Source organism: Nocardia sp. NPDC006044 (assembly GCF_042871115.1).
GTDB lineage: Bacteria > Actinomycetota > Actinomycetes > Mycobacteriales > Mycobacteriaceae > Nocardia.
Genome location: NZ_JBIAID010000009.1, coordinates 45,160 through 57,337 on the forward strand (window position 1 = coordinate 45,160; position 12,178 = coordinate 57,337).

Consider the following 12,178-nt stretch of genomic DNA (forward strand, 5'->3'; position numbering starts at 1 on the left):
CTCGCGGTGATCGAGTCGTGCCGGATCGAACGACAAAACGCGTGCGGGCCGACTGCACCCGCCGGGAACTACCGAGCTGGAGAGAGCGAACTTCCTCTGAGTCTGCTGCGGCCGGCCCACAAGATCAAGAACCCCGGATACGACTCGGCCCCGCACCCGTCGGACGGGTGCGGGGCCGAGCGCGGGCTACCGCTGGTCAGCTGACGCCGACCGGCACCTGCACCGTGTCCGCCGAGCGCTGCTGCAATTCCCGCAGCTTGGCGCCTTCGACATCGATGTCGGGCACGATCCGGTCCAGCCACTTCGGCATCCACCAGGCCCACTTGCCCATCAGCACCAGCAGCGACGGGATGAGCACCATCCGGACGATGAACGCGTCGAACAGCACGCCGGCCGCCAGTGCGAAGCCGAACGACTTCGCGGTCACGTCGGTCTCCAGCAGGAACGAGCCGAACACCGAGATCATGATGATCGCGGCCGAGGTCACCACGCGGGCACCGTGGTGGTAACCGGCGACGACCGCCTCCTTCGGCGACTTGCCGTTGACGAACTCCTCGCGCATCCGGGTCACCAGGAACACCTGGTAGTCCATCGCGAGACCGAACACCAGGCCGATCAGCATGATCGGCAGGAAGCTGATCAGTGGATGCGGGTCCTCGATCAGCCCGAATTTGCCCTGCTGGAAGATCAGCACGGTCGCGCCGAACGTCGCACCCATGGACAGCAGGAACCCGAGCGCCGCGGTCAGCGGCACCAGGATCGAGCGGAACACCAGGATCAGCAGCACGAACGCGGCGCCGGCCACGATCGCCAGATACGGCACGATCTTGCCGAGCAGCACGTTGTCCACGTCGGCGAAGATGGCGGTGGTGCCGGTGATGCCGTACTCCATGCCGAACTCGGCCTGCAGCTGGCCTTCCGCGGCGCGCGCGTCCTTGACCAGGTCCTTGGTGGCCTGGTTGTTCGGCCCGGACTTGGGCACGCCGTCGAGCAGCACGCCCTGCTTGTCCTCGCTCCACTTCGGCTCGGTCACGTAGTCCATGCCGGGGTAGGCGGAGAGCTTGTCGCGCAGCGCCTTCACCGCGTTGTCCCGGTTCTCCACCGGCACCTTGGACAGGTCGGCCGCCACGTTCAGCACGCCGTTGCTGCCCTCACCGAACCCCTCGGTGCGCAGCTCGTAGGCCTTGCGGATGGTGGAGGTCTTGGGCTGGCTGTCGTCGCCGGGCAGGCCGAGGTTCAGTCCGGCCGCGGGCGCGGCCAGCGCACCGAGCACCAGCACGCTGAGCCCGAGGGCGAGCCACGGCGCCTTGCCGATCAGCCGGCCGAAGCGCATGCCGTTGGTGACCGAGTGGTCGTCCTCCGGGTCGTGCTTGGCGACCAGCGGCAGCTTCGGCTTGAACAGCGCCTTGCCGAACGCGCCGAGCAGGGCCGGCATCAGCGTGATCGCGGTGAGCACCGCGAAACCGGCGGCGATCGCGCCGCCCAGGCCCATGAAGGTCATGAACTGCACGCCGACGATGCTGAGCCCGCCGAGCGCGATGATCACGGTCAGACCGGCGAAGACCACCGCGGACCCGGCTGTGCCGAGCGCGGTGCCGGCCGCCTCCTCCGGCGAATCCTGTACCGCCAGTTCATGTTTGTAGCGCGAGACGATGAACAGCGCGTAGTCGATGGACAACGCGATACCGATCATCGACGCCAGGAACGTGGTGAAACTCGGCACCTCGATCACCGAGGTACCCAGCATGATCAGCGAGGTGGCCGCACCGAGGCCGACGATCGCGGTGACGATCGGCACGAAGGCGGCCACGATCGCGCCGAACGCCACGATCATCACGATCAGCGCGACGCCCATGCCGATCATCTCGGACTTGCCGCTCGGCGCTTCCTGCTTCGACGCGATCGAGCCGCTCATCTCGACGGTCAGCCCGGCGTTGCGCGCGTCGGCGGCGACCGCGTAGGCCGCGTCGCGTTCCTTGTCGGTGACGTCGGTGAAACTCTTGATGGTGAACGGCACGTTCAGCACCGCGACCGAGTCCGGGACGGTCTTGCTGAGCACGTTCAGCGGTGCGCCACTGCACTTGCCCGGATCCGGATCGGCCAGACAGCCCATCCTGTCCGCGGCCTCGATCGGATTCATCAGCGGCTTGCTGTGGTCGACGATGTCGAGTTCACCGAGCTTGGCGATCAACGCGTCGACGGCGGTGCGGTTCGCCGGGTCGGTGAGTTTCTGCCCGGCCGGTGCGGCGATCACATAGGTGCCGGTGACCGCGTCGAACTTGAACGCGGCGGACGCGCCGGGAAAGTGCTTGTCCAGAATGTCGTTGGCGCGCGCGGACGGCAGGTCCGGCATGCTGAAGTCGTTCGTCATCGGCTTGCTGAGCTGCGAACCGAGGCCGCCCAGGAGGACGAACAGGACAAGCCAGACCGGGAGAACGATCCACTTTCTTCGGAAAGCGAACTTTCCCCATCTATAGAGATATACGGACACGAAGGATCTCCTAGCGGTGCTGGGGGTGTGCTGATTCAGCCGGTGACAGCACTCGCGGGGGTGCCCTGCCTGTCCCCCGCCTCCACGTGACGCTTTCTGCCTACCGTGCGGTAGGTAGACTATCCGGGGTCTAAGCGGAGGTGCAACCTCAATTTCGCTGGCACCGTTAGCTCGGCGCACGATTGGTGAGAGGATCATCCGATGGCCGCCCGTTCCACCCCTGCCACCGTTGCCGCTGGTCGGGGGACGAAATCCGCGATTCGCGATGCCGCGGTGAAGCTGTTCGGCGACAAAGGATTCGAGCAGACGAGCCTGCGCGAGGTCGCGGATGCGGTAGGAATCACAAAGGCGTCGCTCTACTATCACTACGCCTCCAAGCTCGATCTGCTGCACGCGATCATCGATCCGATCGTCGATCACATGCGCTCGGTGGTGGTCGATCTCGACCAGGCGACGCGGGACACCGATGGCATCCGGGACGTGCTGCGCAATTACCTGCGTGGCATGGTGCACTACCGCGCGGCGGGCGCGCTGGTGCTGCGCGACACCGTGACGATCGTCAACGCGATGGCCGACCGGCACCCCGATCTCGTCGACGACGATCGGACCCTGCGCGAATGGCTCGCCGGACCGGATGCCACCGACGAGGCCAAGCTCCGGGCCAGCGCGGCGCTCGCCATGCTCGGCGTGGCGCTGATGTCGCGCGAGTTCGCTCCGGGCGCCGACGACGCCCTGGTGGAGACCACGCTGCTCGATGCGGCGACCTGCGTGCTCAGCCCGCGCGACTGCGCGTAGATTGCAGCTACTCGAGGACCAACCGGATAACGCCAGGAGAAGCTGTGCATATCACCGCGAAGGTCGACTACGCGGTGCGGACGTTGCTCGAAATCGCCCGCGCACCGCAGCTGAACCCCGCCGCGCTCGGGCCGGCCGTCCAGGCGGCGCCGGTGGTGAAGGCCGATGCGATCGCAACGGCGCAGCGAATCCCGCCGAAGGTGCTGGAGACGGTGCTCGGCGACCTGCGCCGCGCCGATCTGGTGGTCAGCAGGCGCGGTCCCGACGGCGGCTACTGGCTGGCCCGTCCGGCTCGGGAGATCTCCGTCGCCGACGTGATCAGGGCGATCGAAGGACCGCTCGCCTCGGTGCGCGGCGAGCGTCCGGAAGACGTGACCTATGCCGGCGCGGCCGAATCGCTGCAGCGTGTCTGGATCGCCTTGCGCGTGAATATCCGTGCGGTACTGGAGAATGTGTCGATCGACGACGTCGCCAACAATCGGCTACCCGAGTTCGTCGACGCGCTCACCAATGATCCGGGCGCATGGGCGCGGCGAGAGCGCCCGCTGAATTAGGTCCGCTGAATCAGACAAAGCACCCGCTGAATCAGCCGCCAGGGCCACCGAATTGAACGCCAGGCGCGGATAAGCGCCGTGACGGGAGGCAATTTATGCTGGTCAGAAATGTTTGCGACGCACGTCACTGTTCGCCGGTATTCTGCGATTCATCATGCTGATTCGACTTCTGCGCACCTATCTGCACCCCTACCGCGCCCAGCTGGCGGGGGTCGTTGTGCTGCAGTTGATCTCGGTGATCGCCATGCTGTATCTGCCGAGTCTCAACGCCGATCTGATCGACAACGGCGTCACCAAGGGCGATATCGGATATATCTGGAGCACCGGGCTACGGATGCTCGCCGTCACCGGCGTGCAGATCCTGGCCTCGGGCTGCTCGGTCTACCTGGGCGCGCAGGCGGCGATGAGCGCCGGCCGCGACCTGCGCGGAGCGCTACTTCATCGGGTCGGCACCTTCTCCGCCCGCGAGGTCGGCATGTTCGGCGCGCCGTCGCTGATCACCCGCAATACCAACGACATTCAGCAGGTGCAGCTGCTCATCGCGATGTCGGCGACCATCCTGGTGATGGCCCCGATCATGTGCATCGGCGGCATCTTCATGGCGCTGCGCGAGGACCTCGGCCTGTCCTGGCTGCTGCTCATCGCGGTGCCCGCGCTCGGGTTGTCGATGGGCTGGATCATCAGCAAGATGGTCCCCGGCTTCCGGGATATGCAGGCCAGGATCGACGAGGTGAACCGAGTGCTGCGCGAGCAGATCACCGGCATCCGCGTGGTCCGCGCGTTCGTCCGGGAACGCCAGGAGACCTGGCGCTTCGGCGTCGCCAACACCGAACTCACCGATACCGCGTTGCGCGTCGGCCGGCTGATGGCGCTGATGTTCCCGCTGGTCATGCTGATCAGCAATGTCACCGCGGTGGCGGTGATCTGGTTCGGCGGGCACGCGGTCGACCAGGGCACCATGCAGATCGGCTCGCTCACCGCGATGCTGTCCTACATCATGCAGATCCTGATGGCCGTGATGATGGCCTCGTTCCTGGCCATGATGGCGCCGCGCGCCGCGGTCTCGGCCGACCGGATCGGTGAGGTGCTCGAGACCGAGTCCTCGGTCGTACCGCCGAAACTGCCGCAACCGTTCCAGGGCGACCCGGCCGACGTCGACTTCCAGTTCGCCGAGTTCGCCTACCCCGGCGCGGAGAAGCCGGTGCTCAAAGCCATTCGCTTCCAGGTGAAGCCGGGCACGACCACCGCGATCGTCGGTTCCACCGGTTCCGGCAAGACCACGCTGCTCAACCTGATCCCGCGGTTGATGGACGTCACCGACGGCGCGGTCTACCTCGGCGGCACCGACGTCCGGCACATCGACCTGGAGTTGCTGCGCGAACAGATCGGCCTGATCCCGCAGAAGGCGTACCTGTTCTCCGGCACGGTGGCCAGCAACCTGCGCTACGGCAATCCGGACGCCACCGACGACGACCTGTGGCGGGCGCTGGAGATCGCGCAGGCCGACGACTTCGTCCGGGAGATGGCGCAGGGCTTGGAGACTCCGGTCGCCCAGGGCGGCACCACGGTCTCCGGCGGCCAGCGCCAGCGGCTCGCCATCGCGCGGGCGCTGGTGAAGCAGCCGCGGGTCTACCTGTTCGATGACTCGTTCTCCGCGCTCGACGTGGCCACCGACGCCCGGCTGCGCGACGCGCTGCGGCCGGTGACCAGGGACTGCGCGGTCATCATTGTGGCGCAACGGATCATGACGATCCGCGACGCGGACCAGATCGTGGTGCTGGAGGACGGCGAGATGGTCGGCATCGGCACTCATGAACAGTTGATCCGCGACTGCAAGGAATACCAAGAGATCGTTTCGTCCCAGCTGAGCGCGGAGGAGGTGCGATGAGGCCAGGAATGCCGGCCCCCGGTGCGCCGGACGCCAAGGCGAAGTCGTTCGGCCCGTCGCTGAAGCGACTGCTGCGCAGGCTCGCCCCGGAGAAGAAGTTCGTCTGGCTGGTCGTGCTGCTCGCCATCACCTCGGTCGTGCTGAACACGCTCGGCCCGTACATGCTGGGCAAGGCGACCAACCTCGTCTTCGACGGCGTGGTCGGCAAGCAGCTGAAGTTCCCGCCGGGGACCACCAAGGAGCAGGCGGTCGAATACCTGCGGTCCAAGGGCGACAACACCTTTGCCGACATGCTCAGCGCGATGAACGTGGTGCCGGGCACCGGCATCGACTTCACCGCGGTCGGCCGGGTGCTCATGCTGGTGCTCGCGCTCTACATCGGCGCGTCGGTGTTCGGCTGGTTGCAGGCCTTCTTGTTGAACATGGTGATCAACCGGACGGTCAAGCGGCTGCGCAGCGACATCGAGGACAAGATCCATCGGCTTCCGTTGCGCTACTTCGATTCCCAGCCGCGTGGCGACGTGCTCAGCCGGGTCACCAACGACGTGGACAATGTGTCGCAGAGTCTGCAGCAGACAATGAGTCAGCTGATCGTCTCGGTGTTCACCGTGCTCGGCATCCTGGTGATGATGTTCTGGATCTCGCCGCTGCTCGCGCTGATTGCCCTGCTCACCGTGCCCGCCGCGATCACCGTCACCGCGTTGATCGCGAAGCGGTCCAAGCCGCACTTCGTCGATCAGTGGAAGCACACCGGCATGGTGAACGCGCAGGTCGAAGAGGCATACACCGGGCACGAGGTGGTCACCGCGTTCGGGCGCAACCGCGAGGTCGGCGCCGAGTTCGACAAGCGCAACGAGCAGCTCTACCAGTCGAGCTTCAAGGCGCAGTTCATCTCCGGGCTGATCATGCCGGCCATCATGTTCCTCGGGAACGTGAACTTCGTGCTGGTGGCGCTGGTCGGCGGCCTGCGGGTGGCGACCGGTCAGCTCTCGCTCGGCGAGGTGCAGGCGTTCATCCAGTACTCGCGTCAGTTCAGCCAGCCGCTCACCCAGATCGGCGCGATGGCCAACCTGTTGCAGTCCGGCGTCGCCTCGGCCGAGCGGATCTTCGAGATCCTCGACGCCGAGGAGCAGAGCCCGGATCCGATCGCGGCCGATACCCGCCCGGTCGATCGCGGCGAGGTCGAGTTCGAGGGCATCTCCTTCCGCTACGAGGAGGACAAGCCGGTGATCGAGCGGCTGTCGCTGATCGCCGAACCCGGGCACGTGGTCGCCATCGTCGGCCCGACCGGCGCGGGCAAGACCACGCTGGTCAATCTGCTGATGCGGTTCTACGAGCTGGATTCCGGCGCGATCACCATCGACGGTGTGGACATCACCCGGATCACCAGGGACCACCTGCGTTCCCGCATCGGCATGGTGTTGCAGGACACCTGGTTGTTCAAGGGCACCATCCGGGAGAACATCGCCTACGGCAACCCGAACGCGAGCGAGGAGGAAATCCTCGCCGCCGCGCGCGCCGCGTACGTGGACCGCTTCGTGCACGCGCTGCCCGACGGCTACGACACGGTAATCGACGAAGAGGGTTCCGGCGTCAGCGCCGGCGAGAAGCAGCTGATCACCATCGCCAGGGCGTTCCTGGCGAAGCCGTCCATCCTGATCCTGGACGAGGCGACCAGCTCGGTCGACACCCGCACCGAACTGCTGGTGCAGCACGCGACCGCGGCCCTGCGCCGCGACCGCACCAGCTTCGTCATCGCGCACCGCCTGTCCACCATCCGCGACGCCGACCTGATCGTCGTCATGGAGGCGGGCCGCATCGTCGAGCACGGCACACACGAACGCCTGCTCGAGGAACGCGGCGCCTACTACCGCCTGTACAACGCCCAGTTCGCGGCGGCGTCGGCGGAGGTGTAGTTCTCGATCGAAGGCCGCTCCGCCGTTTCCCGACGGTGGGGCGGCCTTTGTCGTGCGTGCGGCAGGGGCCGACATCGCCGCCGATTCGCTACTGGGAGGATGTTCGAGTGTCAGAGCCTGGTTCCTTCTCGTTCAGTGTCGGTGCGCGCCTCGACGGGCGGCATGGGCGATCGGGGGTGATCGACACTCCGCATGGTGCGATCGCGACGCCCGCGTTCATTCCGGTGGGCACCAAGGCGACGGTGAAGGCGGTGCTGCCGGAGACGATGAAAGAGATCGGCGCGCAGGCGCTGCTGGCCAACGCCTATCACCTCTACCTGCAGCCGGGCTCGGACATCGTGGACGAGGCGGGCGGGCTCGGGAAGTTCATGAACTGGCCGGGGCCCACCTTCACCGACAGCGGCGGGTTCCAGGTGATGTCGCTGGGCGTCGGCTTCAAGAAGGTGCTCGCGATGGAAGCCGTGGGTGTGCGCAGCGACGACGTGATCGCGAAGGGCAAGGAGCGGCTGGCCACCGTCGACGATGACGGCGTCACCTTCCGTTCGCACCTGGACGGCTCGAAGCACCGGTTCACTCCCGAGGTGTCCATGGGCATCCAGCATCGGCTCGGCGCCGACATCATGTTCGCCTTCGACGAGCTCACGACCCTGATGAATACCCGCGGCTACCAGGAGAAGTCGTTGCAGCGCACGCACGAGTGGGCGCAGCGCTGTCTCGATGAGCACGAACGGCTGACCGCGGCCCGCACGCACCGCCCGTACCAGGCGCTGTTCGGGGTGATCCAGGGCGCGCAGTACGAAGACCTGCGCCGCCAGGCCTGTCGCGGCCTGGAATCGTTGCGCGGCAGCGCGGGAACGGGTTTCGATGGGTACGGCATCGGCGGCGCGCTGGAGAAACACAACCTCGGCACCATCGTCGGCTGGTGCTGCGACGAGCTGCCCGAGGAAAAGCCCAGGCACATGCTCGGCATCAGCGAGCCGGAGGACATCTTCACCGCGGTGGAGAACGGCGCCGACACCTTCGACTGCGTGAACCCGTCCCGGGTCGCCCGCAATGCCGCGATCTATGTCGACGAGGGCCGATTCAATATCAACACCAGTCGTTTCCGGCGCGACTTCACCCCGATCGACGACACCTGCGACTGCTACACCTGCGCCAATTACACCCGCGCCTACCTGCATCATCTGTTCAAGGCGAAAGAAATCCTCGCGGCGACCCTGTGCACAATTCACAACGAGCGCTACACGATTCGGCTGGTGGACCGTATCCGCGCGAGCATCGAGGGCGGTTACTTCGACGAGCACAAGGCGGAGACGCTCGGGCGCTGGAAGGGCCGCATCTCGACCCCGTAGTCCGGTGAGCCCCGGACTCCACGGCGTGAAGTCCGGTGGCCACCAATGTCTTTCAGCTCAGCAACGCGGGTTCTTCGCGCGGTGCGTAGGTCGGCTCGTGTTTCTTCAGCCAGGCGATCACCCGGTAGGTGATCGGCAGCACGATGACCTCCGCGAGCGTCTTCCACAGGAAGCCGACGATCACGTAGTTCACGAACTGGCTCCACGAGTCGATGCCGATGGCGGTGGCCGCGATCGAGCAGAAGATCAGCGTGTCGCCGAACTCGCCGACCACGGTGGAGCCGATCAGCCGGGCCCACAGGTGCTTTTCCTTGGTCCGCTCCTTGATCAGCACCAGCGTCGCGGAATTCAGCATCTCGCCGACGAAATAACCGGCCAGTCCGGCGGCGACCAGCTGCGGCGTGGTCCCGATGACGGCGCGGAACGCGTCCTGATTCTCGTAGAACGTCGCGGCGGGCAGCTCGATCGCGATCTTGAAGCACACCACCGTCAGCAGCAGGACGGCGAAGCCGAAGTAGATGGCCCGGCGGGCGGATTTGAAGCCGTAGATCTCGCTCAGCACATCGCCGATGATGTAAGCGAGCGGGAACAGGAACCAGGCGCCGTCGGTGGTTATCGGCAGCACCTCCAGGGGGCCTAGCTTCACCGAGTGATCGGTGAAGAACTGCACGCCCTTGGTCGCGCAGATGTTGGAGATGATCAGCGTTGCCGTGAACAACGCCACGATCGGTGTGTAGTACCCCCGCGCCACCTGGGCGAATGCCGCATGGTCGGGCGCGGGGCGTCCAGATTCGGGTACCTCGGTTTTATTCGGCTCACTCACCCGCATCATCCAACCAGGTTGTGGAATACCCTGTAGCAATGACGAATCCCGGCGATTCCGACGAATGGTGGAAGCAGTACGGCGGCCAAGGCGTATCGCCGGAATCCGGCGCACCGAGCTCGGTTCCGCAATACCCGAACGCCGAACAGCCATCGGGGTACCCGTCGGCGCCGCAATACCCGCAGCAGCCCGCCCAGCCCATGACCCCGCCGCCGCAGCAGCAGTACCCGGGCTATCAGCAGCCGCAGCAACCGTATGCGGCCCAGCCCCAGCAGCAACCGTACGGCCAGCCGAACTACGGCTACCAGCCCGCCTACCAGCCATACGGGATGGCGCAGCCGCAGGGCACCAACGGCCTGGCCATCGGCGCGCTCATCTCCTCGCTCGCCGGATTCGTCACCTGTGGCCTCGGATCGATCGTCGGGATCATCCTAGGCGTCATCTCGCTGAACCAGATCAAGCAGAGCGGTCAGGAAGGCAGGGGCATGGCCCTGGCCGGCGTCTGGATCGGCGTCGGCGCCATCGTCCTCGCCGTCCTCTGGTTCGTCGTAGTCCTCGTCGCCGGCACCACCTAGCCCGACCCCGCGAAAACGTCAGGGGCGCACCCGGAAATCGGGTGCGCCCCTGCGCGTGTCTTCAGCCGATCGGCGTCAGGCCTTGACGACCTGGGTGCCGCCGGCGAACTTGTCGTGCCAGCCCTGCTTGTTCGGGTCCTGCGAGATGGTGACCATAATGTAGATCGCGAGACCGAGCGAGACCAGGCCGCCGATGCACGGGATGACATTCGCCGCGAGCCACAGGTTGCGCTTGAGCGAGGTGACCGGCTCGATCTTGGCCGCGCCGCCGGGTGCGAGCACCTTCAGCCCCAGGATCTTCTTGCCGAGCGTGGTCCCCTGGGTGGTCTCCATGCCTACGAAGTAGGCGAGTTCCACCAGCGTCCAGACCACGGACAGGCCGACGGTTGCGCCCGTGGAGCCGCTGAACACGACGTAGAGGATGGCGTACGGGATCGCCAGGATCAGCGCGTCGATGACGCGGGCGCCGATGCGGGTGCCGAGGTCACCCGGCTGGCCGCCGTACTGGTTGAAACCGCCGGGCTGCTGCGGGTACTGGCCGTACTGATCCTGCTGGCCGTACTGCGGGGCCTGACCGTATTGCGGCTGCTGGCCGTACTGCGGCTGCTGGCCGTACTGGGGCTGCTGGCCGTAGGGCTGTCCGCCCTGGGGGAATTGTTGGCCGCCTTGCGGGAACTGCTGACCGCCCTGCGGTTGCTGTTGGCCGCCTTGCGGGTACGGCTGCTGCCCATACGGCTGCCCGCCCTGCGGATATTGGTTGGGGTCGTACCCACCGCTTGTCATAGTTTGTCCTCGTCGAGTGATCAGTAGTTGGACGAATGCGTACGTTACGGACATCGACTGCGTTGCAACAACCCATTCCCGTCGAGTATCCACGGTTCGCGGGGCAGATGTGCCGGGTCGAAGCTGTCGAGCAGTTCGGCCGCCGAGGTCGCCGGGGAGCCGAGCGAGTGGGCGAGTGCGGCCACCACCTGGTCGGGCGGGTGGCCGAGCGTGCGTTGGTCGGCCAGCGTCACCGCGCCGTCGCGCTTGGCCAGACGTTGTCCTTCGGCGTTGAGTACCAGCGGAACGTGAGCGTAGTGCGGCACCGGGAGATCCAGCAGCGTCGCGAGATAGGCCTGCCGCGGGGTGGACGGTAGCAGGTCGTCACCGCGCACCACCTGATCGACGCCCTGCGCCGCGTCGTCGACCACCACCGCGAGGTTGTAGGCCGGGATGCCGTCGCCGCGGCGCAGCACCACGTCGTCCACCGGGGCGCGGTAGCGCCCGTGCAGGTCGTCGTTGATCTCGAATTCGGTTGCCGCGGCGCGTAAGCGCAGGGCGGCCGGGCGACCCTGGGCGCGGAAGTCGGCGCGCGCCCGATCGGTCAGCGTGCGGCAGGTGCCCGGATAGGCGCCGAGCGGTCCGTGTGGCGCGGTGGCCGCCTGCTGGATTTCTCTTCGCGTGCAGAAACATTCGTAGGTGAGTCCGGCGGCGGTGAGTCGATCGATGGCCGCTCGATAGAGCGGCAGCCGCTCGGACTGCCGGACCACCGGGCCGTCCCAGTCGAGCCCGATCGCGGTCAGATCGTCGAGCTGGCGCTGCTCGGCGCCCGGTCGCACCCGATCCAGATCCTCGATCCGGATCAGGAAGCGCCGGCCGGTCGACCGGGCGAACGCCCAGGCGAGCAGGGCCGTGCGCAGGTTTCCCAGGTGCAGGTCCCCGGACGGGCTCGGCGCGTACCGGCCCGCACCCGGCTCAGGCACGGGCCCGGCCGGGGCGGGATGAGGTGAACACGGTGCCCA

10 protein-coding genes are annotated in these 12,178 nt (G+C 66.6%); 6 read left to right on the plus strand and 4 right to left on the minus strand.

Annotated elements, in window-relative coordinates:
- Window positions 1-196: 196 nt before the first annotated feature.
- Window positions 197-2,491 carry an MMPL family transporter gene (locus ACFYO1_RS43235; protein WP_387245379.1) on the minus strand — a complete coding sequence of 765 codons (2,295 nt, stop codon included), beginning with the start codon at window positions 2,489-2,491 and terminating at the stop codon, window positions 197-199.
- Between the two features lie 201 nt (window positions 2,492-2,692).
- Between ACFYO1_RS43235 and ACFYO1_RS43240 the strand changes: the two genes are divergently transcribed.
- The 5 genes from ACFYO1_RS43240 (at window position 2,693) to tgt (ending at window position 8,996) form a co-directional block, all read left to right on the plus strand.
- On the plus strand, window positions 2,693-3,286 hold the full coding sequence (locus ACFYO1_RS43240) for a TetR/AcrR family transcriptional regulator (RefSeq protein WP_387245382.1): 594 nt from the start codon (window positions 2,693-2,695) through the stop codon (window positions 3,284-3,286).
- 44 nt (window positions 3,287-3,330) lie between these two features.
- Window positions 3,331-3,840: an RrF2 family transcriptional regulator gene (locus tag ACFYO1_RS43245; RefSeq protein ID WP_387245385.1), complete on the plus strand. Its 510-nt coding sequence runs from the start codon at window positions 3,331-3,333 to the stop codon at window positions 3,838-3,840.
- Window positions 3,841-3,994: 154 nt separating this feature from the next.
- Window positions 3,995-5,728, plus strand: a complete 1,734-nt coding sequence (locus ACFYO1_RS43250) for an ABC transporter ATP-binding protein (protein ID WP_387245388.1) — start codon at window positions 3,995-3,997, stop codon at window positions 5,726-5,728.
- Complete coding sequence (locus ACFYO1_RS43255; RefSeq protein ID WP_387245391.1) at window positions 5,725-7,644, plus strand: ABC transporter ATP-binding protein; 1,920 nt, start codon at window positions 5,725-5,727, stop codon at window positions 7,642-7,644. The genes ACFYO1_RS43250 and ACFYO1_RS43255 overlap by 4 nt, the downstream gene beginning before the upstream one ends.
- A gap of 107 nt (window positions 7,645-7,751) precedes the next feature.
- Window positions 7,752-8,996: a tRNA guanosine(34) transglycosylase Tgt gene (gene tgt, locus ACFYO1_RS43260; protein ID WP_387245394.1), complete on the plus strand. Its 1,245-nt coding sequence runs from the start codon at window positions 7,752-7,754 to the stop codon at window positions 8,994-8,996.
- A 52-nt stretch (window positions 8,997-9,048) separates the two neighbouring features.
- Here tgt and ACFYO1_RS43265 read toward each other — a convergent pair whose 3' ends face one another.
- The gene (locus ACFYO1_RS43265; RefSeq protein WP_387245668.1) at window positions 9,049-9,825 is read right to left on the minus strand and encodes a queuosine precursor transporter; all 777 of its coding nucleotides are present in this window, start codon (window positions 9,823-9,825) and stop codon (window positions 9,049-9,051) included.
- 32 nt (window positions 9,826-9,857) lie between these two features.
- Between ACFYO1_RS43265 and ACFYO1_RS43270 the strand changes: the two genes are divergently transcribed.
- Window positions 9,858-10,394: a DUF4190 domain-containing protein gene (locus tag ACFYO1_RS43270; RefSeq protein ID WP_387245397.1), complete on the plus strand. Its 537-nt coding sequence runs from the start codon at window positions 9,858-9,860 to the stop codon at window positions 10,392-10,394.
- Window positions 10,395-10,469: 75 nt separating this feature from the next.
- On the opposite strand, the gene ACFYO1_RS43275 is transcribed toward ACFYO1_RS43270, so the two are convergent.
- Window positions 10,470-11,177, minus strand: coding sequence for an RDD family protein (locus tag ACFYO1_RS43275; RefSeq protein ID WP_387245400.1), 708 nt, complete (start codon window positions 11,175-11,177; stop codon window positions 10,470-10,472).
- Between the two features lie 44 nt (window positions 11,178-11,221).
- The gene (gluQRS, locus tag ACFYO1_RS43280) at window positions 11,222-12,139 is read right to left on the minus strand and encodes a tRNA glutamyl-Q(34) synthetase GluQRS (RefSeq protein ID WP_387245403.1); all 918 of its coding nucleotides are present in this window, start codon (window positions 12,137-12,139) and stop codon (window positions 11,222-11,224) included.
- Window positions 12,140-12,178: the final 39 nt, after the last annotated feature.

Excerpts from the sequence above, each read along its gene's own strand:
- ACFYO1_RS43275 (WP_387245400.1), bottom strand. The coding sequence starts at position 11,177 with ATGACAAGCGGTGGGTACGACCCCAACCAATATCCGCAGGGCGGGCAG.
- ACFYO1_RS43270 (WP_387245397.1), top strand. The coding sequence starts at position 9,858 with ATGACGAATCCCGGCGATTCCGACGAATGGTGGAAGCAGTACGGCGGC.
- ACFYO1_RS43265 (WP_387245668.1), bottom strand. The coding sequence starts at position 9,825 with ATGCGGGTGAGTGAGCCGAATAAAACCGAGGTACCCGAATCTGGACGC.
- ACFYO1_RS43255 (WP_387245391.1), top strand. The coding sequence starts at position 5,725 with ATGAGGCCAGGAATGCCGGCCCCCGGTGCGCCGGACGCCAAGGCGAAG.
- ACFYO1_RS43250 (WP_387245388.1), top strand. The coding sequence starts at position 3,995 with ATGCTGATTCGACTTCTGCGCACCTATCTGCACCCCTACCGCGCCCAG.
- ACFYO1_RS43240 (WP_387245382.1), top strand. The coding sequence starts at position 2,693 with ATGGCCGCCCGTTCCACCCCTGCCACCGTTGCCGCTGGTCGGGGGACG.